Below are 22431 nucleotides of genomic sequence, written 5' to 3'. Positions count from 1 at the left end.
AATAATTTTAATTCAAACAATCTTATCTAATTTAAAATTTGTTCCAAAAGCTCAAACAGCTATTTTTCTTCTAACGAAATTTTGCTTGAAATTTATTTTAATATAAGATTATTTTTTGTAATTATACTAAAATAAATTCCAAGTATTAGTTATACTAAACTCTATTTAAATAACGGATTTACTATAAATTTTTCTAATGATGAATAAAAAACTGGTATTTTTAAATAATCAAAATATAATTTTTTAGTTTTAATAAACCGACGGAGCTTTTATTTGTTCAACTACGATTGTTTGACGACTGGAAGGAGGAGTTTCGGAGTTGGACAAATAAAAGTCGGAGTCTAGCCATAGGTGCAGGATTTGCGGCAATGAGCAATCCTGCGAAAATAAAAAAGAAAGAATATATAAAAAATTTAGAAAATAACTTAATTAAATAGATAAAAATTTTCTTTAATGACTACAAAATAACAAAATCCAAATTTTAATTTTTTTATCTATCAAATAACAAATCAATATGGTATAATTTGTCATAAAATATAAGTTATTTTATTTAAGTGGCAGATTTTGGGGAAATATTTAAGTATAATGTAATCAAAAGGGGGATTATTTATGAAAATAAAATATGTCATTATTTTTGTAATACTGTTAATTGCGGGAAATTTTTTAAGACTTTTAATTGAGGACAAAAATATTCCTGAAATTGAAATTAGTAAGGAAAAAAATTATAAAAAGGAAAAAGCTAAAAAAGATGCTGATTTGACAAAAAGTAATGTGAAATTTGACATTAATAATGTTGAATACAAGGATTTGCTAAAATTGGGAATTAATAAAAATAAGGCTGAAAAATTTGTAAAATATAGAGACGAAGTTGGTATTATTAAAGATGTTAATGAAGTAAAAAACATTTCAGGATTTGGAAAGTCTGGCTTGGAAATCACACAAAAATTTTTGTTTGTGGATAATGAAAAAATTCAGGATTCAACCAAAAATTATGGACGTGAAATTACAAAATACAATATTAACACGTTAAATGAAAAAGAATTAAAAAAAATAGGATTTACAAATAAGGAAATAAAAAAATTACTTCCTGAAATTGAAAAAAATAACATAAGATCGAATGTCGATTTAGAAAAGATTATTGGAAAAGAGCGTTATGCAGAAATTGAAGATAAAATAAAATTTATTAAATAAAATATAATGTATTATATTCAAAAAAATCTGCTGCTTAAATAATCTAACTTATATTAATCTTATTCGAATAAATTTTAAAATATTAACTTTTAATTATTTAGATTAATTTTAACTTTAAAATATGTTCTAAATAAAAATAACATAAATCTAAAAAATAAGAAAGGAGTTTTATTATTTTTCTTAAAAAATAAAATTAAAAAATGAGTTTACTATCAGATATTGCAGTGCCAATCGCAAAATTGGTGAATATGAAAAAATATAAGGAAAAAGATTTTTTAAATCCGAGAAGAGATACAGATTTTTTGAATAAAAAAAATTTTGACAAGTCGCTTATTACTAACGAACAATTTATTGATGAATATCAAGTTTTGACAGTTTTTTCAGAAGAAAGCTATAACAGACATGTTGTTTTTCTACACGGCGGAGCTTATGTAATGCGTGCTGTCAGAGCTCACAAAAATATTATTGAAAAATTAGTAAAGAAATTTCATTTAAAAGTTACATTCATTGACTATCCACTTGCTCCAGAAAATACTGTTGAAAAAGCTCATAAAGTATTAATGGATGCCTACAGACATATAACTAATAAATATAATGATGATGAATTTTACTTATTTGGTGATTCTTCTGGCGGTGGCTTGGCACTTGCATTTTTACAAATATTGAAAAATAAGAAAGATTTGCCATTTCCAAAGAAAACTGCATTAATGTCACCTTGGGTAGATGTTTCAATGACAAATGAAGAAATACCTGAATTTGCAGAAAAAGATCCTCTCTTGCCACTGAATGGGCTTGTTATAACAGGAAAACAGTTTGCAGGAGAACTGGATGTGAAAAATCCTATGATTTCACCAATTTATGGAAATATGGATAATCTTGGAGAAATTTTTCTAATTTTCGGAACAAATGAAATTTTATATCCTGATTGCTTAAAATTAAGTGATTTGATGGAAGTTGCAATCGGAACAAGTGTAGAAATAAAAATTGGGGAAAATTTGTGCCACGACTGGATTTTGGCACCTCTCAAGGAATCAGAAGAAACTATTGATGAAATCGGAAATTTTTTTCTGAAATAAAATAAAAAATAATAAAACGAGGAATTTTAATTATGTCTGAAAAAAAACAAAAAAAGAATATAGAAAACAATGAAATTAGCAAAAGAATTGATAAGGAAAAACACGAAGAAATTCTTAAAATTTATAAAGAAATAAAAAAAGGTATCGGAAAAGCTATAGAAGGCTATAAAAAGGCTTGGAAAGGTACAGAAAAAGAAGTATTTGCGGAAATGGCATTTTGTATTCTGACACCTCAGTCAAAAGCAAAAAATGCTTGGCAAGCCATTACAACTTTGGTGGAAAATGGACTGCTTTACAACGGAAAGCCTGAAGAAATAGTAGAATTTCTAAATATTGTCAGATTTAAGAATAATAAATCACGATACTTGGTGGAATTACGGGAATTAATGACAAAAGATGGAAAATTGCAGCCAAAAAAAATATTATCAGAAATTGGCGATACTTTTGAAAAAAGAAAATGGATTTTGAAAAATATTAAAGGAATGGGATTAAAAGAGGCAAATCATGTGCTCAGAAATCTTGGGTTTGGAGAAAATATTGCCATTTTGGATAGACATATTCTAAGAAATCTCAAAGCACTTAATGTAATTAGCGAAATTCCTAAAACAATAACTGAAAAAAAATACTATGAAATTGAGGAAAAAATGCGAGAATATTCTAATTTTTCAAAAATAAAAATAGATGAGCTGGACTTAGTTTTATGGTACAAGGAAGCTGGCGAAATTTTTAAATAAAATTTTTAGTTTATAGTGAGATTTTCTAAAAAATATGATAGAATATTATTGGAAATTTATTATAATTATAAATTAAGATAATTTGAAAATCTAAATTGCAGTATTTATATTTGCTAAATTTATACTTTTAAAATTGAGTTTTATAATTAAAAAAATTTTATTTTTTTTAATTTTACATCAAAAAGTCAATTTTTTAATAATAGTGAACTTAAACATATGCAAAATTCAAGAATAAAAATATTGAAAAGGAGAAAGCACTATGTCCAAAAATCTTAATCAGATTAACAATGGAATAAAAGGAATTTTAAAAAAATATAACTTTAAAAAAAGATCAATCCTTATGGGAATGGCTATTCTCGTTATAAGCTGTGGAGGCGGTGGAGGCGGTGGTATTGGAACCACAACTAATTCGCCTTCTTCTGGAACAAACAGACCAACTGCAACTGCAACTGTAACACCGACAATAGCTTGGAATAATACAGAACTTAGTTATAATCGTAGTAACCCACATAATAATTCAAATACAACAATTACAGGAACAGGAGTAAAAGTAGGAATTATTGATGTGGGATTCGAAAATTCAGCATTTGCATCAGATCTTACTGAGAAGTTTGGATCTAGATTGACAAAATTTACAGTTCCGGGATTTACTGCCTCATCTACAGAAAATGATGATCATGGAATAACTGTAGCTGCATTAGCAGCAGGAAGAACTGAAGGAATTGCAAAAGGAGTCTCTGTATTTGCAATTGATGCTGGAAACCATTCTTCAGATGGAACAAGACCTGAGCCAACACTAGAAATGTATCAGGAATTAAAAAATAGAGGGGTTACCATTTATAACCAGTCATTCGGAATTGATGCAATGGTAACAGATTTTAACTCATCAAGAACCTCAACTCATTATTATGGACATCAGATAGGAAGTGCGATGCTCCAATTCTATAGAAATGAAGTCAATAATGGAGCATTATTTGTTTGGGCCGCTGGAAATGATTCATCGGATACCCAACCTACTCTTGAAGGGGGACTCCCATATTTTGAAACAGATTTACAAAAAGGATGGATAAATGTAGTAGGACTAACTTCAAGGGAAGAATCAAGAATGGGAGATACTGATTGGAGCAATCTTACACCATTATCTCCTGCAGGAGTTGCAAAAATGTGGTCTGTAACAGCTATAAGTGATCACACATTTACAATAAGAGGAAGAAGCTTCGTAGGTGGAGGATCTTCATTTGCGGCACCAATCGTAACAGGAACTGCCGCTCTAATCAAAGAAAAGTATCCATGGATGGATGCAAATCTTATAAGACAAACTATATTGTCAACTGCTACAGATATTGGAGAGAGAGGAGTCGATTCTGTTTATGGATGGGGACTTTTAAACATTGATAAGGCATTAAAAGGACCTTCCTTATTTGACACTCAGCTTGCACTTGGACCAAGTGTAATTGTAAATATTCCAAGTGGAGTATATACTTTCTCAAATGATATTTCAGGAAATGCTGGACTGGAAAAAAATGGAGCAGGAGAACTTATATTATCGGGAAACTCAACTTTCCTTGGTGATACAAATGTAAATGCAGGAAGATTAAGAGTAAATGGTACTTATGTATCGTCACTGAATGTCCGTAGACGTGCTATACTTTCCACAAATAACGCCAGAATAAATAACAATATAACAAATGACGGAACTCTTGAAAACAGAGGATCAACACAAGTTAATGGAAATTATGAATCACTTGAAAATTCAAGAGTTGTAGCAGAGTTGAACTCAAATCTTCATGTAACAGGAAGAGTTAGCTTAAATAATTCAAAACTTGAAATAAAGCCTGAAGAAAATGGTGAAAGAAAATATATTACCGCAAATGGAACAAATCAAGAGATAATCACATCAGACAATAGAATTGAAGGAAACTTTGAAACCATTGATACTGATGAAATGCTAAACGCTAAAATCAACCAAAATGAAAATTCTGTTTCTACAAAGATAAGCAGAAAAAATGTACTAGACTATGTAGAAAAAATAGCAGAATCTGATGAAATGCAAAAAAATACTGCCAAGAACTTGGAAACTGCTTTCCAAGAATTAGATCAGAATATTGAAAATGGTACTGCTGAAAATATTGCTCAATTTGAAAAAAAAGCTGCAAAACTTCAATCTCTAAATCGTTCTAATAGAGCTGCTGTACTTGATAGTCTGTCTGGACAAATCTATGCTTCTGCACAGGCTCTTACGTTCCAGCATTCACAAACTGTAAATAAGGATTTATCAAACAGACTTGTCATGTTAGGAACTTTGGATAATGTTGGAGACAACTTTGGATTATGGGTTTCTGGATTTGGTGCTAATGGTACATTAAAACAGGATGGATATGGTAAAGGAAATAGTAAAGTTACTGGTGGACAAGTTGGAGTTGACAAGCAGTTTGGCGAAAACTTAATATTAGGTACTGCATTATCTTATTCAAAGGCTAATGTTAAATTCAATAGATATGGTGGAAAATCTGATGCTAATAACTTTGGAGTTTCATTATACGGAAGATTAGGAAACAAAAATGTTCCTTTTTATCTGCAAGGTCGTTTTGGTATCGGATTTGTTGACAGTGATGTTGAAAGAGATATTATTTTAAGCAATAATGACTTTACTAGAGCAAAAATTAATCATAATGATAAAGTTTATTCTGGATATCTAGAAACAGGATATGACATTAAAAATGATAACGGTGACTTTGTTGTAACACCGTTTGCGGGATTGACTCACGATACAGTTGTAAGAGGTTCATTCTCTGAAGAGAAGAGCCAGTTTGGACTGACTGCTGATAAAAAGAACTACAATCAGACAGCAGCACTAGTTGGTCTTAGAGTTGGAAAGGCTGTAAGCTGGAACGGTGGAAGCAAGACTACTACATTCCAGGGATACATAACACATCAGAGATCTTTCAATGAGCAGGACTTGAGCTTTGACGCAAGATATACTGGACTGCCTGGAGCAACGTTTAAGGTAAAAGGTATCGGACTTTCTAAGAACAAAACATGGACTGGAGTTGGAGCATTGACAGAAGTAAATTCTAGATTTGGATGGTATGTAAACTATGACAGTTCTGTTGACAGTGGAAAAGGTAAAGGGAATAATAATGTTTTTACCACAGGACTTAGATTTAATTTCTAGTATAATCTTTTTGAAATAATTTAAATAAAAATAGAAAGAGTTGTAACATTTAATTTTAGTTACAACTTTTTATCTACAAGATTATTCAATTCTGACTCATACTTTTCTCATTTAAGTAGTATTATTTATCTGTATTTTTTATAATTATAGTAAAACCTGCATAAAAACGACCTAAAAATATGATATAATAATATCATGGCATATGAAAAAGATTATAGAAAAAGAATTTTAAATTTTTATTATGACATAGATTGTATAATATATTGCGACAAACTAAAAAAATATAAAAACTCATGATAATTTCGTGTTAAAATGTTAGTAACCACAAAAACATTAACGAAAGGAAATATATCATGAGCCATAAATATTTTAAAAAGAGAGTTAGTATTATATAAAATACAATATTTATTGAATTTTTGTATTATTTATCTAGATTTTTTGTACTATTATTTGTAAAATTACTCATAATGTATCTCGTTGTAATACATAAATTTAAACACAAAATACTTAATAAAAAGAATATTAAATATTTTAATTTCTTCATTTTAATTATCCCAACTCTTTTTAAAATTATTAATTTTCCTTTTCAATTTCTAATAATTTCAATCTCAAATCTTCTGCAAGTATATTTTCTTCAATTTCAGCAGGAGCTCCAGTCATCAAATCCTGTCCTTTATTTGTTTTAGGGAATGGGATTACTTCTTTTATAGAATTTTCTTTTAGCATTGCCATAAGCCATCTGTCGATTCCAAAGGCAAGACCTCCGTGTGGTGGTACACCGTATTTTAGTACTTCCAGAAAGAATCCAAATTTATCTTGCTGTTCTTCTTTACTAAGCCCTAATTTTTCAAATACTTTTTCTTGTAGTTCTTCTTCATGAATTCTGATACTTCCTCCACCGATTTCATAACCATTTAGAACCATATCGTAGGAATCTGTTTTAATCTTATCAAGCTCATTTGAATCAAGATATTTTCTGTCTTTTTGCTTTATTGAAGTAAACGGATGATGTTGAGCCTTATATCTATTTTCTTCTTCGCTCCATTCAAACATTGGGAAGTCAATTACCCATAGGAACTTGAAAGAATCTTTATCGATTAATTCCAGTTCTTCTCCAAGTTTTAGTCTTAATGCTCCCAGCCCATCGTGAACAATTTTATATTTATCAGCTAATATTAAAGCAATTTCGTTATTTTTAATTCCTAATTTTTGAGTAATTTCAGTTAACTTTTCTTCAGTAAAAAATTTGGCAATTGGAGAATTAATATCACCATTTTCATTGATTTTGATATAAGCCAGTCCTTTTGCTTTGAAATATGTTTTTACAAAGTCTTCTAAATCTTTGATGTATTTTCTTGAAAATTTTTCAGCATTTGGAGCAACGATAGCTTTTACATTTCCACCATCTTTTATTGCATTTTCAAATACTCCAAATCCACAATTTTGTGTTTCTTTGGATAAATCAATCAATTTCATGTCAAATCTTAAATCAGGCTTATCTGAACCATAAAAATTCATTGCATCATCATAACTCATTCTTTCAAAATTTTCAGTAATTTCAATGCCTGTAACATCTTTAAATACTTGTTTTGCAAGTGTTTCTGTCACATTTAAAATATCTTCTTGCTCAATAAACGACATTTCCAAGTCCAATTGAGTAAATTCAGGCTGTCTGTCGGATCTTAAATCCTCATCTCTAAAACATTTTGCAAGCTGGTAATATTTATCAACCCCTGATACCATAAGTATTTGTTTAAATAGCTGTGGAGATTGTGGCAAGGCGTAAAAGTCCCCTTTGTTTATTCGGCTTGGAACTATAAAATCTCTTGCTCCTTCGGGAGTGGCTTTCGCTAGAATAGGGGTGTCAATGTCCAAAAATCCATTTTCATTCATAAATTTTCTAATCGAAAATAGCATATCGTTTCTTTTTATAATATTATTTAACATTTTTGGACGTCTTATATCGAGGTATCTGTAAGTTAGACGCATATTTTCATTAAGATTTCCTGTTTCGTCAATTTCAAATGGTAATTGTTTAGAACGGCTTAGAATTTCAATATTTTTTGCTTCAACTTCAATATCTCCAGTAGGAATATTTTTATTTTTGCTGCTTCTTTCAGCTACTTTTCCAGTAACTTTTATAACCCACTCATTTTTTAATTTTCTAGCTTCTTCAAAAAGTTCTTTTCCTGAAACTTCTTCATTTACTAAAATTTGAGTAATTCCATATCTATCTCGCAAATCAATGAATGTGAAATGCCCCAAATCTCTAACTTTTGAAACCCATCCAGATAAAATAACTTCTTCTCCGATGTTTTCCATTCTTAATTCATTTAATTTATAATTTCTGTACATTTTATTTCCTTTCCTTATATTCAAATTTCTTTTAATTTATTTATATAAAAATCTCTAAAATAATCGGTATAAATAATGCCGGCAACATATTTGCAATTTTTATTTCTTTTTTTAATAATAAATTTACTCCGATTGCCATAACCATTATTCCACCAAGAAAATTTATATCTGAAATTGTTTTTTCAGTTAAATATGGTTTTAGATAATTAGCAAAAAGATAGAAAAATCCTTGGTAAATAAAAACTGAAACAGCTGAAAACATAACGCCTATTCCATATAGAGATGTTATAACGATGGAAATTACTCCATCTAAAATTGCTTTTATCTTTAACGTTGTATCGTCACCTGTAAGTCCACTGTTTATTGCTCCTACAATTGCCATTGCTCCTGTACAAAATAAAATTGTAGCAGTTGAAAAGCCTTTTGCAAAACTTTTTTCAGAATCATTAGTTTCTGGATTTTTGATAGCAAAATTAAGTTTTTTTTCCAAAAATAATCCCAAATTTTTTAATTTTAAATCAATATCTATGATTTGTCCAATTATCGAACCGATAATCAGATAAATTAAAACAATAATATCTCGATTTGAATTTATCGTGCTTTTCAAACCAGCAACTATTATAAATAGTCCGGCACACTCCATTATAAGATCTTTCATTTCATTTTTAAATTTATGGCCTACGAAAAATCCTATCAAACTACCCAAAATAATAGCTAAAAAATTTATTAAATTTCCCATACCCTCCCCTATTTTTCAAGACTCTTTCTTTCAAAATGTTTCAAAACTTGCTCAAAACTGTATTTTTCCTGTTCTCCAGTACTAAATTTCTTTATTGTAACTACATTTTCTTTTTGTTCATCTTCACCTAAAATCAATACATAGTCTGCATTTTCACGGTTTGCCTTTTTCATTTGGGCTCCAAAACTTTTTGGATTGTAGTCAAAGTTGACTTTTATTCCATTTTTTCGTAGTTCTTCTACTATTTTTACAAAATATTCTTTTGTTTCATCAAAATAAATAACGTAAATTTTGTTTTCTTTTTTTGCAATCAAATTTTCATCCATAAGCATTGCAATTCTTTCCATTCCAGCGGCAAAGCCTATTCCTGGCACTTTTGCATTTCCAAGTATTTCAAGAAGTCTGTCGTAACGCCCTCCAGCCAGCACAGTTGCCTGCGAGCCTAATTTGTCAGATTTTATTTCAAAGACTGTATCTGAGTAATAGTCAAGTCCACGTACCAGCTTGTCATTTACCACATAATTAATATTCATTAATTCAAGATATTTCTTTGTATCTTCAAAATAATTTTTGCTTTCTTCGTCAAGATAGTCGTATAATTTTGGGGCGTTGATAAATTGTTCTTGGTCACCTTTATCCTTTGAATCCAATGCTCTTAAAGGGTTAGTTTTATATCTTCGTTTTGAATCGTCACTAAGTTTATCCAGTCTTTTTTCCATAAATGATTTTAAATCATCGATGTATTTTTTTCTTGAATCAATATTCCCAAGACTGTTTATTTCGACAGTCAGTCCAGTAATTCCAAGTTTTTCAAGAAATTCACATCCCATTCGGATAATTTCAGCATCAAGGTAAGCAGAACGGACTCCGAACATTTCGATACCCATTTGATGAAATTCTCTAAATCTTCCTTTCTGAGGGGCTTCGTAACGATACATTGGACCGTTGTAGAACCATTTTACAATTGGGGAAGACTTGTGAAAACCTGCTTCCAAATAGGCACGTACTACTCCAGCAGTACCTTCTGGACGCATTGTAACATTTCTGTTACCTTTATCTACAAATTCGTACATTTCCTTTGAAACAACATCTGTTTCATCTCCAACACCACGTCTAAAAAGTTCAGTTTCTTCCAGAATAGGCGTTATAATTCGTTCAAATCCATATTTTTCAAATACACTTTTTGCTGTATCAACAATTAGGTCGTATTTTTTTACATCATCAGAATATCTATCTTTCATTCCCTTTAAAACACTAATCATTCTAAATTTATCCTTTCATTACATGCAATTTTAGCAATTAAAAATTTATCTTCTCATATTATATCAAAAAATGTAAGTTATTATCAACATTTATTTTGAATTTATCTTCAAGTAGTCAAATAAGAAGGTTTTACGTTAAATAGGAGTCGTGCGAGAACTTTCGCCATTAGTGTTAAATGATAATTCAGTATAAGTGTTATTGAAAAATAAAAGGTATAGCATCCAACACTTCTGTGTTAAAAGAACTGATATTAAATTAAAATAAGAAAAAATATTTATTGATCAAAAAGTTTAGAAGTATAAAAGAAAAAATAGATTGTTATTAATTCTAAAAGTACACTTTAACAAACAGGAAATAAAAATTTAAAAGGGAGTTGTTGAAAATGGAAATAAGAATAGTAAAAATAATACTTATGATAGTCTTGGGAATGAGTGCTATTAGTTGTAATTTTTTGATTGTAATGAGTGGAAAGAAGTACATCGGAGAAGTGTTAAACATGGTAGAACAAATTATGAAAGAGCAAATGGAAGTATTTATTGTAAGGATATCAAATAGTGCAAATTAAAAAGAGTTATTAAAAAAGTAAATAGATGTTAGAGAAAACCGTTTTGTAATAAATTATTATTGTAATTGGCTTTCTCTTTTTTGTGAAATGTAAAAATTTAAAAATTAATGTAATTGATCAAAACCTTCTCCAAAAACTTTTGTTGTGTCAGTTACTGTTACAAAGGAAGTTGGATCGTGGGTTTTTAGGAATTTTCTTAACTGAATAAACTGTCTTCTTTCGATAATTGTGAGTAAAATGTCCTTTTCAGCTCCAGAATAGCCTCCAACGGCTTTAAGTACAGTACAACCTCTGTCAAAATCCTTTAAAATGTAATTTAAAACGATGTCTTTGTTTGAAGTGATAATCATAATCTGCTTACGTGAATTAAATCCTTCAATAAACTTATCAATGATAAATCCTGTTACGTAGACACTTAAAAGTCCCACAAGTCCCAGCTCAATTCCAAAGGCAAAAATCGCTAAAAGAGTAACAATTGCGTCTACGATGAAGCTAGACATTCCGTAACTGATATGGCAATATTTTGTAAGGATTCTCGCAATGATTGAAGTACCGCCAGTAGAAGCTTCATAAAAATAAATAATTGTTATTCCTAAAGCACATAATGCGCTTCCAAAAATTGTTGCTAAAATTAAGTCGTGAGTAAGAGCATAGTTTGGGTAAAATTTTTCAAAATATGAAAGAAAAACAGATAAAATTACTGTAGCATAAATGCTTTTTATACCAAATTGACCACTAATTACAATAAATGCAAGTGTAAACAGAATAAAATTGCTAACCGCAACAAATAATCCAGTTGAAATGTGAAAAATACTGTTGACAACCAATGCCAGCCCTGTTACTCCACCACTTGCTATTTTATTCTGGAAAAAGAAAAAATGTAATCCGAATGCCAGAATAAAAGTTCCAAGTCCAATTAAAAAATACTCTTTAATCAATGTAAAAATTGTATTTGTTTTCATAAAAATGTCCTTCATCAAAAATTTACGTTAATTCAGGATAACGCATGCTCCATTTTTGAATTATACATGATATTTCTTTTTTTTTCCTTTAATTTTTTGGCTAATTTTTAAAAAAATTTTACTAATTAATATAATATATATTATTTTTGTTATAAACAAAGGATTTGTTGACAATAAAAAATAAAAATTCATATTTTTTAAGTTAATTTATAATTAAAAATATAGGAAAATTTTTTTCATTAAATAATTGAAAATTTAAAAAAAGTATGATATACTCATATTGAAATTTGAGAAGGGATTCAAAGATTTCAAAAATGTAATTGTTATAGCCAGATTACTTTAAAATGGATACAGTTTGGGCTATTCTCAAACAGAATTTATATGTTTCATTTTTAGGAGTTTGAGCATATAATAAAAAATAAATTGGAGAAAAGAGAGTGAGTGTTATGAAATCGACAAAAAAAATGATTTTAACAGCTTTAGTTGGAGTTTTAGCTCTTAGTTCTATTGGTTTTTCAGCAGTGAGAGCAAAATCTTCAAAAAAAGCATCAAATGTAACAAGAAAATTTAGCTGCAGTAGCAGAGATGTAACAGTACAAAATCTTTCTACAGACAGAGTAAGATTGACAGATGGAAACGGAAAAGTTTACAATCTGAAATTAACAAGATCTGGTAGTGGAGAAGAATACACAGGTGGAGGAGTTTCTATTCACATAAAAGGAAACGATGCAGTCTTCACAAAAAATGGAAGCGATGAAAGCTGCTCTATGACAGCAAGTGACAACTCAGGAAGCTACAACCAAAGTTCTAGCAGCAATTTGCTAAGAAAATACAGCTGCGATGGTTATCAAGACATAACAGTTGAAAATGTTTCAACAGATAAAGTAAAAGTAGCTGATGGTTATGGAGGAATCCATACTTTAAGTTCAGCAGCATCTGGTAGTGGAGAAAGATATTCAAATGGAAACATCTCAATTCACATGAAAGGTAACGATGCTATCTATACTGAAAATGGAAAAGATAAAAGCTGCAGTCTTCAAAGCTCTGGACATGGTTCAATTAACGAATAAAACCTGAAAAATTGGAATTTACAATTAAAAACTAAATTTTAAAAAGCTGTTTATATAATTTTATGAATTATATTAAACGGCTTCTTTTATTTAACTTTTTTTCAATTTCCTGTATTTCTGATTTTTACTATTAGGTTTGTCAGGAATTGTCCTTTCAATCAATTTTGCCTTTAAGGCAGGATTTAAATAATTTTTTCTGAAAGTAGGTTTATGTACTAAATTTAATCTTTCCATAATTTCTGTTGCTGATAAAACATTATCTCCAAGTACACTAAGTAATTTTTCAACTGGATTTTTATCCTGGTCGCTATCTTGATCGGTTACTTGGTCGTTATCTTGGTCGGTTATTTTTTCAGAAGTTTTAATTTCTTTTAAACTATCGTTTATAATTTTGAGCATAAACTCTACAAATATTGTACTCTCACCTTCTTTATCAGCTATTGCAAGAGTATCATAATATTCTTTCTGTTCTTTTTTTATCAATTCCTCTATTGGAAGCCAAAAAAATATTTTTTTCCATTTTCCAAGCAGTAAAGTATGCCACATTCTTCCAATACGACCATTTCCATCTGAAAATGGATGGATAAATTCAAATTCATAATGAAAAACAGCACTTTTAATCAATGGATGTACAGAAGAAGTCTTGTACCATGAAATTAAACTGCTTATATGCTTAGGCACTAAATCTGCTGGCAGAGCAATATGTACAACTTTTCTTCCAGCAAAAATACCAACCCCTTGAGAACGAAATTTACCATTTTCCTTAACCAGCCCATTCATCATCAATCTGTGAGCATTCAATAAATCCTTTACTGAAAATGGATTTAACTTAGTTAATAATTCATACGCTTCATAAGCATTCTTTACTTCTTTTATTTCATTAGGATTTCCTAAAACTTTTTTTCCATTCAATATAGCTGTAACTTGTTCCAGCGAGAGAGAATTATGTTCAATAGCAAGCGAAGAATGAATTGTTTTTATTCTATTTTCTCTCCTTAAATGCGGATTTGAAATTTTTTCCTGAAAAATAGACATTCTCCCTATTTCTTCACTTATTTCACCTATTAATACTGTCATTTTTTCAGTTATTTGAAAAGGTGGCTTGTAATTATTCAATTTTAAATACCTCCTATTTCCTAAATAGTTTCCTTAAACATTATAATAAACACCGCAACTAGTAGAATACAGCAAGCAAGCAACGCTCCTATACCGTATATTTTTACTAAAACTACACAAAGCATTGCTCCGATAAAGAAAAATCCATCTAATCCCAAATATATCCAGAAATTCTGTAAATACGACTTGTTTTCTGTATTTATATATTTAAATAAATTCTCCATTCCACTTCGTAAATTCCCAGTACACATTGTTGTCGCTCCTGCCAGTCCCCTAATTTTTCTAAATCCTTGATATTGAATTGCGGCAATGAACGACATAATCATATTTACAACAATATTCCAATTTCCGCTTGGAATGAATGAAATAAAAAACATTATTATAACTTGGTAAAATATAACAATTTGCTGCCATCTAAAAATTCTATGTTTTTCAAATTTCACTCTAATAAATTCAGTAAATAATATTCCAAATGTGAAAACCAGAATCGGCATAAAATAATTAAAGGCTTTTCCAAAATCTCCCCTTTGTAAATTTATAGCTAGATAAACAACATTTCCTGTCTGTGCATTAGCAAGCACCTTTCCACGCGTAACAAAAGTATATGCATCCATAAATCCCCCAACCATGCACAGCATCATTCCTAATCTAAATGTCTCTGGCGGATACTCCTCTCCGTTAAAAAAAATCTTTTTTATTCTTTTACCCATTTTTAAAAACTTCACTCCTTTTTATTTTTTTGAACTTCGTATTTTTTATCCAATGATTTAATTTTTAATATTCATTAACAAAGTTATTTTTCCAAAATATCAAATTTATAGCCAACTCCCCAAATTGTCTTAATATTCCATTTCTCATGCTTATAATTGTCAAGTTTTGCACGAAGCCTTTTTATATGCGTATCGACAGTACGGCTTTCTCCAAAATAATCAAATCCCCATATTAAATCCAGCAAATTTTCTCTTGTAAAAACTTTATTCTGATTTGTTGCCAAAGTCCATAAAATCTCTATTTCCTTCTTAGTCAACGAAATTATTTCATCGTTTATCTTTACCGTAAAATTATTCAAATCAATCTCAAGATTATCAAATGTAAAAATTTTTGTACTTTCATCATTTTTAGGTGTTATTCTACGTAAAATTGCATTTATTCTTGCAATTATTTCTCCTGGCGAGAAAGGCTTTACTATATAATCATCTGCTCCTATTTCCAGTCCCATTATTTTCTCATAATCTTCCCCACGTGCTGTAATCATTATAATCGGAACATTTGAAAAAGTACGCACCTCTCTGCATACATCAAAACCATCCTTTTTAGGCATCATTACATCCAAAAGTACTATATCAAACTCATTTTCTTCAATTTCCTTTAACGCTACTTCCCCATCAAATACAGTACTTACAGTAAAATTATTTTTTTTACAGTATTCTGACAGTATCGAAACAATTTGTTTATTATCGTCTGCAATTAATACTTTATACATATTTATCCTCTCTTTTTATTTTTATTCTTATAAAATTTTATCATAATTTCTTTGAAATACAAATATTAAATTTTATTTGACAAAATAATTTTTTATGGTATAATGTAACCAAGAAATATTTGTAATGATTTCAAATTAAAAACAATAATATTATTAAATTAGGAGGAAATTATGTCTTTAATAGGAAAAAAAATTGAAAATTTTACAGCTCAAGCTTATCAAAACGAAGAATTTAAAGAAGTAAACTTTGAAAAGGATATGTTAGGAAAATGGAATATTTTCGTATTTTATCCAGCTGATTTTACATTTGTGTGTCCAACTGAATTAGAAGATTTAGAAGACCATAGAGAAGAATTGGAAAAATTAGGATTTAATGTTTATTCAGTAAGTACTGATACTCACTTTACTCACAAAGCATGGCACGATCACTCAGAAGCAATCGGAAAAGTTAAATATGCAATGATTGGAGATCCTACAAAAGCTATTTCAAGAGAATTTGAAGTATTAAACGAAGAAAGCGGACTTGCATTCAGAGGAACATTCATCGTAAATCCTGAAGGAAAAATTGTTGCTTACGAAGTAAATGATGAAGGAATCGGAAGAGACGCATCAGAATTAGTAAGAAGAGCAAAAGCTGCAAAATTCGTAGCCGATAACCCAGGATTAGTTTGTCCAGCAAAATGGAAAGAAGGAGAAGCTACTTTAAAACCAGGATTAGATTTAGTAGGTAAAATTTAATAATTTTAAACTTAATAAATTAGAAGGAGGTAAAATGGCTTTATTAGATAGTAATATTGTAGAACAGTTAAAAGGTTATTTTGATAAAATTAATGGAAACATTGAATTAGTCTCATTTTTGAATGATAGCGAAAAATCAGCTGAATTAGATAGCTTCTTACAAGAAGTTGATTCAATTTCTGGAAAAGTGAACTATGTAAAAAAATCATTTGACAATGATAAGGCTGACTTAGAAAAAGCAAACCTTACTCGTCCAACATCTTTTACAATTTTAAAAGATGGGGAAAATACTGGGATTAATTTTTCAGGTATTCCTGGAGGACATGAATTTAACAGCTTTATTCTAGCAGTTTTGGGACTTGCAGGACTTGGAAAAAAACTGGAAGGAGAGCAGCTTTCAAAAGTTGAATCAGTTAATAAGCCTGTAAATATCGAAACATTTATTTCATTATCTTGTACACATTGTCCAGATGTAGTTCAAGCCTTAAACTTAATTTCATCAAATAACAAAAACATTACAACAACAATGGTAGATAGTGCAGTATTTTTTGAAGAAGCAAAAGAAAAAGATATTCAGGCGGTACCAGTTGTATTTATAAATGGAGAGCAAAAATCAGTTGGTGCAAAAACTATTGAAGAATTAATAAATCTTGTTGTTAATGCTTAGTAACCAAAATTATAAATAGAGAGAAAATTGATTTATCTGAAAAGATGAGAGAAAAATAAAACTTGTGAATGAAGAAAAGAGAATATTTAGGGATTTACCCTTTATACTCTCTTTTTTATTTAAAATACTGATTTTCTATTATAGTTTGTTACATCGCTGTTTAATTTTTCATATAATTCTTTAACAGTTGTCTCTTTATTTTGAATTGCTTTCAGTTCATTATCAGTTACTCCGATAAATTGTATAAATTCCACTTTTCCATTAACTGTATCAATTATTCCAGCTTTTTCATCAGAAATAGTAATAAACCCTGTAATATTTGACTTTTTATTTACATCCATTCCTTCCGTCTGCCCAGTGTATAAATATTCATACGGTCTAAATATTTCTCCACTAGAAAACGTCGCTCTTGCAATTGTTTGTAAAATTCCACAAATTCCTTTTAATTCAGCTTCCTCATCAATATAATTATCTTTTTTTAATTTTAATGTAAACTCCATTCCATAACCGCTGTATTCTGTATTTTCACTTACTTTTTCATGCAGTTCAGACAATCCATAAGTAACAAAGTGCCAATAATCCCCTCCATCATAAATACTAATACCATCCAAAGGATCATTTCCACCAAATCTCCATTTTATCATTGCCGCATAATGTAATGGATTTTTCTGATCCGGATAAAGTTTATTAAAAGTTTCTGTAATAGCATCCCAGCCATCTGTATTTATTTCTTCAGAAACTGCTTCAGCATCATTTTCTTTTTCATTCTCTTTCTTAAATAAATCAAATAATCCCATAAAAATTTCCTCCTAAGTGTCATCATTGCTAATTAAAAAAATTATTTTTTCCTAATTTTTCTACTTTTTAAATTATTAATTTTATTTAAATTTTCTTTCACTTTGCTTCCATCTGGATTCATTTTTTTATCTAAAAATATACTTTTATCTCTAAATCCAGTATCATAGCCTTTTGTTTCAAACCATTCTGTTTTAGCTGCTTCAGTCTGGACATTTATCTCTTGTTTTGTCATTTTGTCTCCATTTTTTATTTTAAAGTACATTTCTGGATCAACTCTGTTTATAAGTCCTTTTCCTCTCATTTCAAAGGCTATCTCAAAATGCAGATGAGGAGCATGTGTTCCACTTGCATTTCCAGTTGTACCTGATTTAGCTATTACTTGCCCAGCCTTCACTGTATCTCCGATTTTTACATTCACTTCACTTAAATGGCAATATCTAATGTATTTTACTTGCATTGTATTAGGGTCATAATTTGGGCTGTATGCCCATTCTCTTGCACTTTCTTTAGGTTTGTAATTTTTTCTTTTTATTTTCTCAAGCTCCTTTGGATTAACTTCCAAATAAAAATTTAATCCATACCCTGTTTTATCCACATACATATCCACAATTTTTCCATCCAGAACCGCATAAACATCTGTTCCCGGCAATGCAAAAATATCAATTCCTTGATGTCCTCTTGCCCCATTACTTCGAGTCAGCCCAAATTTAGCCCAGTCAGGATAAACTTCTCCACGAAAATTGTAATATGTAACCTGTGGATCTTTTACTGGATTAATTCTAAAAATTTTATCATCTTCATCTTCAGTTACAAGATTTTTAAAATTAATATTTTTTCTACCAAATATCATCCCCAAAATTATAATTCCTAAAATCAATAAAGCCGTTATTCCCAAAATTATTCCTGTTTTTTTTCTAGATTTTGAATTTCTCTTTTCTAAATTTTCTTTTTTTTCATTCAAAACTCTATTTACATTTTTCTTTTCATTATCCATAACATTAATTTGCTAAATTTGTATAGCCTCTCCTTCTTTTATTTATTTTTTTTTTCATCCAAAATATATTCTTCAATGTAAAAATTAGAAATATGTGAAGAAAATCCTTCTATTTTCTGATATTCCTTTATTTTCTTCCTAGCTTCTAATTTTGACAAACATACTGATAAAATTCGATGTTTTTCTTTTATTTTATCTTTACCAGTATAATAAAAATGAGAAAGTACATATAATTTTTGATTTTTTGAATTATCAATTTTTACCTCATCTTCTTTATAATAAGTAACATAACCACCTTCCCATCCAGCATATTTATCCAAATGATGCTTTTCTAGCCAGAACCCATCCAAATGTGAACAAAATCCTTTGATTTTTTTATATTTTTCCAGTGCCTTCAATCCTTCTTCCTTTGTATAATAGGCACCTAAAAACCTTGCTTCCTCATTCCACTTATACTTATCATAGACATCTCCATAATCATATCCATGTGATAAAATCCATATTTCCATAGTTTCTCCTAATTATTTAAGGCTTTTAGATTTAAACCCTTTTGTGTAGTAATTTTTCCCAATTATCATGGTTCTAATTTTAAATCCTTCAGGAAAATCCCTAAAACCTTTCATTTCTTTCCATTTATCAACAATTTCCAATGCCTTTTCCTTTGTTGAAAAAAATCCTATTAATTTATCGTCATCCTTTTCATCTCTATGATACAACATGTACACTTTTTTTATCTTTTGTTTTTCAGATTTCATAATTTATTCTCCCTTTTACAAAATCAATAAACTTATAAAAATCAACACATTCATAATTTCAAAAAACTTTATCTCTTTTCCAACTCACAAACAACTTCACTCAAAATATCATAAGCCAGCTCCATCTTACTTTTCTGACTAATTTCCACCGAAGTCCTATCTTTTCTAATAATCTCAATCACATTTTCATCGCTGCCCATTACAGATGCATTATTTGCCACTATAATATCTAAATTTTTCTTTCCCAGCTTTTTCAAGGCATTTTCCCTTATATCATTAGTTTCTGCGGCAAATCCAACTAATAGCTGTTTTTCCTTCTTTTTGCTCATCTCTAATAAAATATCAGGATTTCTAACCAATTCCATAACCAAATCTGAATCAGATTTCTTTATTTTTTCCTTTTTGTATTCCTTTGGTCTGTAATCAGCAACTGCCGCACAAGCTATGAAAATATCAGTATTTTTAAAATATTCATCCACTTTTTCATACATTTCAAGTGCTGATTCCACAGAAATAAAATTTTTAAGCCCATTTGGAATTTTCAAGTCCGTAGACCCGCTAATTAAAGTTACGTCTGCTCCCATATCAGCCGCCGCCTGAGCAATTGAATATCCCATTTTTCCGCTTGAATTATTTGACAAATATCTGACTGGATCAATATTTTCCTTTGTTCGCCCGCTTGTTATAAGAATTTTTTTACCTTTCAAGGTTGTATCAAAATTCTCAAATTTTGAAAAAATACTGTATCTTTCTATTTCATCGACAATATTTTCTGGCTCGCTCATTCTTCCCTTCGCACTATAATTGCAGGCAAGCAGTCCTTCTTCTGCATCAATAAACCTATATCCAAAGGATTTCAGCTTATCAATATTTTCTTTTAAAATCGGATTTTCATACATATTCACATTCATTGCTAAAGCAAAAAATACTGGCTTTCTTACCGAAACAGCGGAAAGGATTGTCGTAAGCATATCGTCTGCAATCCCGTTTGCCACCTTTCCAATTATATTATAAGTCGCAGGTGCAATCAAAACCATATCTGCCCAATCCGCAAGTGAAATATGCTCCACTTCATAATGCGGATTGCTGTCCCACATATCCACATAAATCCTATTTCTTGATAAAGTTTCAAGAGTCAAAGGTCCAACGATTTTTGTAGCATTTTCAGTCATCACAACTTTCACATTATATCCTTTCTTTTTCAAAAGCGATACAATTCCAGCCGATTTATATGCCGCAATTCCCCCTGTAACTCCTACTAAAATATTTTTCATTTTTCCCTCTTCTTAAATCAAAAATTACAATAAATTATAATCCGTACTTCCATCCTTATTATCCTTAATTTCTACCCCAAGTGCCTTCAATTCATTCCGAATTTCATCGGATAATTTGAAATTTTTCTCACTTCTTGCCTCACTTCGTAATTTTATCAGTAATTCAATTAATTTTTTTGTCAATTCCATATTTTCTCCATCTTCCTCCTTCACAGCATTTTCTATTTCAATCGCTATTCCAAATACATTTTCTAATTTTGCCTTCAAAGAATCATAAGATTTTTTAATTTCATAATAAATTCTGGAAAACTCACTTTCATTTCTGGAAATAAGTTTATTTGTTTCCCTAATCTGATCAAAAATAGTCGCTAGTGCCTGCGGTGTATTCATATCCTCGTCCATCGCTTCTTCAAATTTTTTATCAAATTCATCAATTTTTTGAGAAAACTCTGAATTTTTAACATTTTCTATTTTTTCATTCTTATATTTTTCAACAATATTTTCAAATTTATTCATTGATTTTATAATATTTTGCAACGCTTTTTTCGTATCTTCCATATTCTCGAATGAAAAGTTAATCGGCTTTCTGTAATGAGTGCTAAGAATAAAAAGTCTTACTACATTTCCAGAAAATTTTTCAAGTATTTCACGAAGCAAAAAGAAATTTCCTAGCGATTTTGACATTTTGTCGCCATTTATCTGAATAAATCCGTTGTGAAGCCAATAATTTGCAAAGTTTCCGTGATAAGCACACTTACTTTGGGCAATCTCATTTTCGTGATGCGGAAAAACTAAATCTTGTCCGCCACCGTGAATATCAAATGTATCTCCAAGATATTTTTTTGCCATCGCACTACATTCTATATGCCATCCAGGACGTCCTTGTCCCCAAGGCGATTGCCAAAACGGCTCTCCATCTTTCTTTTTTTTCCAAAGTGCAAAGTCTACTGGATTTTTCTTAATTTCCGACACATCAATCCTAGCCCCAAGTTCCAGCTCCTCAATTTTCTGATTTGATAATTTTCCATAATCCTTATATTTTTTTACCTCAAAATAAACATCCCCATCTTTCTCGTAAGCAAACCCATTATCAATTAATTTTTGAATAATCTTAATAATTTCCGCCATATTTTCAGTAACTTTAGGTCTTTTCACACTTTCAAGAATATTCAGCTTGCTAATATCCTCAAAAAAATATTTTATATATTTTTCCGAAACCTCGCTAGCAGAAGTCCCTTCTTCCATAGACTTATTTATAATCTTATCATCCACATCCGTAAAATTCTGCACAAACTCAACTTCCATCCCCTTATGCTCAAAATACCGTGCCAACGTATCAAAAACTACAATTGGACGTGCATTCCCCAAATGTATGTAATTATAGACAGTAGGCCCGCAAACATACATTTTTACCTTATTTTCTTCTATTGTCTTAAATTCTTCAATTTTATTGGTCATTGTGTTGTAAAGTTTCAT

At 29.8% G+C, this 22431-nt stretch carries 21 protein-coding genes; 8 read left to right on the top strand and 13 right to left on the bottom strand.

What is annotated here, in order from left to right; translation table 11 throughout:
- Positions 1-609: 609 nt before the first annotated feature.
- The 4 genes from AB8B23_RS01685 (at position 610) to AB8B23_RS01670 (ending at position 6176) form a co-directional block, all read left to right on the top strand.
- Positions 610-1191, top strand: coding sequence for a helix-hairpin-helix domain-containing protein (locus AB8B23_RS01685; protein WP_369713140.1), 582 nt, complete (start codon positions 610-612; stop codon positions 1189-1191).
- Positions 1192-1391: 200 nt separating this feature from the next.
- On the top strand, positions 1392-2267 hold the full coding sequence (locus tag AB8B23_RS01680; RefSeq protein ID WP_369713139.1) for an alpha/beta hydrolase fold domain-containing protein: 876 nt from the start codon (positions 1392-1394) through the stop codon (positions 2265-2267).
- 86 nt (positions 2268-2353) lie between these two features.
- Positions 2354-3001, top strand: a complete 648-nt coding sequence (locus tag AB8B23_RS01675) for an N-glycosylase/DNA lyase (RefSeq protein WP_369713890.1) — start codon at positions 2354-2356, stop codon at positions 2999-3001.
- 259 nt (positions 3002-3260) lie between these two features.
- Positions 3261-6176: an autotransporter domain-containing protein gene (locus AB8B23_RS01670; protein WP_369713138.1), complete on the top strand. Its 2916-nt coding sequence runs from the start codon at positions 3261-3263 to the stop codon at positions 6174-6176.
- Positions 6177-6749: 573 nt separating this feature from the next.
- Here AB8B23_RS01670 and aspS read toward each other — a convergent pair.
- Genes aspS through hisS form a run of 3 tightly spaced genes read right to left on the bottom strand, consistent with a single transcriptional unit; the run spans position 6750 to position 10532 of the window.
- Positions 6750-8531, bottom strand: a complete 1782-nt coding sequence (gene aspS, locus AB8B23_RS01665; RefSeq protein ID WP_369713137.1) for an aspartate--tRNA ligase — start codon at positions 8529-8531, stop codon at positions 6750-6752.
- A gap of 40 nt (positions 8532-8571) precedes the next feature.
- Positions 8572-9270, bottom strand: coding sequence for a DUF554 domain-containing protein (locus AB8B23_RS01660; protein WP_369713136.1), 699 nt, complete (start codon positions 9268-9270; stop codon positions 8572-8574).
- A gap of 8 nt (positions 9271-9278) precedes the next feature.
- On the bottom strand, positions 9279-10532 hold the full coding sequence (hisS, locus tag AB8B23_RS01655) for a histidine--tRNA ligase (RefSeq protein WP_369713135.1): 1254 nt from the start codon (positions 10530-10532) through the stop codon (positions 9279-9281).
- A gap of 383 nt (positions 10533-10915) precedes the next feature.
- Between hisS and AB8B23_RS01650 the strand changes: the two genes are divergently transcribed.
- Complete coding sequence (locus tag AB8B23_RS01650; RefSeq protein ID WP_369713134.1) at positions 10916-11098, top strand: hypothetical protein; 183 nt, start codon at positions 10916-10918, stop codon at positions 11096-11098.
- A 104-nt stretch (positions 11099-11202) separates the two neighbouring features.
- Here AB8B23_RS01650 and AB8B23_RS01645 read toward each other — a convergent pair whose 3' ends face one another.
- Positions 11203-12060 (bottom strand): YitT family protein, encoded by an 858-nt coding sequence (locus AB8B23_RS01645; protein ID WP_369713133.1) that lies wholly within the window; start codon positions 12058-12060, stop codon positions 11203-11205.
- 446 nt (positions 12061-12506) lie between these two features.
- On the opposite strand from AB8B23_RS01645, the gene AB8B23_RS01640 reads away from it, so the two are divergent.
- Positions 12507-13130, top strand: a complete 624-nt coding sequence (locus AB8B23_RS01640) for an MliC family protein (RefSeq protein WP_039901601.1) — start codon at positions 12507-12509, stop codon at positions 13128-13130.
- Between the two features lie 90 nt (positions 13131-13220).
- Here AB8B23_RS01640 and AB8B23_RS01635 read toward each other — a convergent pair whose 3' ends face one another.
- The 3 genes from AB8B23_RS01635 to AB8B23_RS01625 form a co-directional block, all read right to left on the bottom strand.
- On the bottom strand, positions 13221-14246 hold the full coding sequence (locus AB8B23_RS01635) for a Fic family protein (RefSeq protein WP_369713131.1): 1026 nt from the start codon (positions 14244-14246) through the stop codon (positions 13221-13223).
- Between the two features lie 20 nt (positions 14247-14266).
- On the bottom strand, positions 14267-14956 hold the full coding sequence (locus tag AB8B23_RS01630; protein WP_026746853.1) for a YoaK family protein: 690 nt from the start codon (positions 14954-14956) through the stop codon (positions 14267-14269).
- An 83-nt stretch (positions 14957-15039) separates the two neighbouring features.
- The gene (locus tag AB8B23_RS01625; protein WP_369713130.1) at positions 15040-15729 is read right to left on the bottom strand and encodes a response regulator transcription factor; all 690 of its coding nucleotides are present in this window, start codon (positions 15727-15729) and stop codon (positions 15040-15042) included.
- A gap of 171 nt (positions 15730-15900) precedes the next feature.
- On the opposite strand from AB8B23_RS01625, the gene ahpC reads away from it, so the two are divergent.
- On the top strand, positions 15901-16467 hold the full coding sequence (ahpC, locus tag AB8B23_RS01620) for an alkyl hydroperoxide reductase subunit C (RefSeq protein WP_021745055.1): 567 nt from the start codon (positions 15901-15903) through the stop codon (positions 16465-16467).
- A gap of 34 nt (positions 16468-16501) precedes the next feature.
- Positions 16502-17134 (top strand): thioredoxin family protein, encoded by a 633-nt coding sequence (locus AB8B23_RS01615; RefSeq protein WP_369713129.1) that lies wholly within the window; start codon positions 16502-16504, stop codon positions 17132-17134.
- A 119-nt stretch (positions 17135-17253) separates the two neighbouring features.
- Here the strand turns inward: AB8B23_RS01615 and AB8B23_RS01610 are convergent, their stop codons facing one another.
- From AB8B23_RS01610 to cysS, 6 genes are all read right to left on the bottom strand, one after another.
- Positions 17254-17931 (bottom strand): suppressor of fused domain protein, encoded by a 678-nt coding sequence (locus AB8B23_RS01610; RefSeq protein ID WP_021745057.1) that lies wholly within the window; start codon positions 17929-17931, stop codon positions 17254-17256.
- A gap of 41 nt (positions 17932-17972) precedes the next feature.
- Complete coding sequence (locus tag AB8B23_RS01605; RefSeq protein WP_369713128.1) at positions 17973-18926, bottom strand: M23 family metallopeptidase; 954 nt, start codon at positions 18924-18926, stop codon at positions 17973-17975.
- Between the two features lie 38 nt (positions 18927-18964).
- Positions 18965-19435 carry a hypothetical protein gene (locus AB8B23_RS01600; RefSeq protein WP_369713127.1) on the bottom strand — a complete coding sequence of 157 codons (471 nt, stop codon included), beginning with the start codon at positions 19433-19435 and terminating at the stop codon, positions 18965-18967.
- 12 nt (positions 19436-19447) lie between these two features.
- The gene (locus tag AB8B23_RS01595; RefSeq protein WP_018450629.1) at positions 19448-19681 is read right to left on the bottom strand and encodes a DUF7336 domain-containing protein; all 234 of its coding nucleotides are present in this window, start codon (positions 19679-19681) and stop codon (positions 19448-19450) included.
- A 68-nt stretch (positions 19682-19749) separates the two neighbouring features.
- Positions 19750-20955 (bottom strand): bifunctional phosphopantothenoylcysteine decarboxylase/phosphopantothenate--cysteine ligase CoaBC, encoded by a 1206-nt coding sequence (coaBC, locus tag AB8B23_RS01590; protein WP_369713126.1) that lies wholly within the window; start codon positions 20953-20955, stop codon positions 19750-19752.
- A 24-nt stretch (positions 20956-20979) separates the two neighbouring features.
- A complete protein-coding gene (gene cysS / locus AB8B23_RS01585; RefSeq protein ID WP_369713125.1) occupies positions 20980-22431 on the bottom strand; it encodes a cysteine--tRNA ligase in 1452 nt (483 codons plus the stop codon).

It is taken from the genome of Leptotrichia sp. HSP-342, from assembly GCF_041199995.1.
GTDB classification, from domain to species: domain Bacteria; phylum Fusobacteriota; class Fusobacteriia; order Fusobacteriales; family Leptotrichiaceae; genus Leptotrichia; species Leptotrichia mesophila.
Note: the sequence above shows the minus strand (reverse complement) of the source record. Positions and strands in the feature narration are given on the sequence as shown.

Excerpts from the sequence above, each read along its gene's own strand:
- AB8B23_RS01685 (WP_369713140.1), top strand. The coding sequence starts at position 610 with ATGAAAATAAAATATGTCATTATTTTTGTAATACTGTTAATTGCGGGA.
- AB8B23_RS01680 (WP_369713139.1), top strand. The coding sequence starts at position 1,392 with ATGAGTTTACTATCAGATATTGCAGTGCCAATCGCAAAATTGGTGAAT.
- AB8B23_RS01670 (WP_369713138.1), top strand. The coding sequence starts at position 3,261 with ATGTCCAAAAATCTTAATCAGATTAACAATGGAATAAAAGGAATTTTA.
- aspS (WP_369713137.1), bottom strand. The coding sequence starts at position 8,531 with ATGTACAGAAATTATAAATTAAATGAATTAAGAATGGAAAACATCGGA.
- AB8B23_RS01660 (WP_369713136.1), bottom strand. The coding sequence starts at position 9,270 with ATGGGAAATTTAATAAATTTTTTAGCTATTATTTTGGGTAGTTTGATA.
- hisS (WP_369713135.1), bottom strand. The coding sequence starts at position 10,532 with ATGATTAGTGTTTTAAAGGGAATGAAAGATAGATATTCTGATGATGTA.
- AB8B23_RS01650 (WP_369713134.1), top strand. The coding sequence starts at position 10,916 with ATGGAAATAAGAATAGTAAAAATAATACTTATGATAGTCTTGGGAATG.
- AB8B23_RS01645 (WP_369713133.1), bottom strand. The coding sequence starts at position 12,060 with ATGAAAACAAATACAATTTTTACATTGATTAAAGAGTATTTTTTAATT.
- AB8B23_RS01640 (WP_039901601.1), top strand. The coding sequence starts at position 12,507 with ATGAAATCGACAAAAAAAATGATTTTAACAGCTTTAGTTGGAGTTTTA.
- AB8B23_RS01630 (WP_026746853.1), bottom strand. The coding sequence starts at position 14,956 with ATGGGTAAAAGAATAAAAAAGATTTTTTTTAACGGAGAGGAGTATCCG.
- AB8B23_RS01625 (WP_369713130.1), bottom strand. The coding sequence starts at position 15,729 with ATGTATAAAGTATTAATTGCAGACGATAATAAACAAATTGTTTCGATA.
- ahpC (WP_021745055.1), top strand. The coding sequence starts at position 15,901 with ATGTCTTTAATAGGAAAAAAAATTGAAAATTTTACAGCTCAAGCTTAT.
- AB8B23_RS01615 (WP_369713129.1), top strand. The coding sequence starts at position 16,502 with ATGGCTTTATTAGATAGTAATATTGTAGAACAGTTAAAAGGTTATTTT.
- AB8B23_RS01610 (WP_021745057.1), bottom strand. The coding sequence starts at position 17,931 with ATGGGATTATTTGATTTATTTAAGAAAGAGAATGAAAAAGAAAATGAT.
- AB8B23_RS01605 (WP_369713128.1), bottom strand. The coding sequence starts at position 18,926 with ATGGATAATGAAAAGAAAAATGTAAATAGAGTTTTGAATGAAAAAAAA.
- AB8B23_RS01600 (WP_369713127.1), bottom strand. The coding sequence starts at position 19,435 with ATGGAAATATGGATTTTATCACATGGATATGATTATGGAGATGTCTAT.
- AB8B23_RS01595 (WP_018450629.1), bottom strand. The coding sequence starts at position 19,681 with ATGAAATCTGAAAAACAAAAGATAAAAAAAGTGTACATGTTGTATCAT.
- coaBC (WP_369713126.1), bottom strand. The coding sequence starts at position 20,955 with ATGAAAAATATTTTAGTAGGAGTTACAGGGGGAATTGCGGCATATAAA.
- cysS (WP_369713125.1), bottom strand. The coding sequence starts at position 22,431 with ATGAAACTTTACAACACAATGACCAATAAAATTGAAGAATTTAAGACA.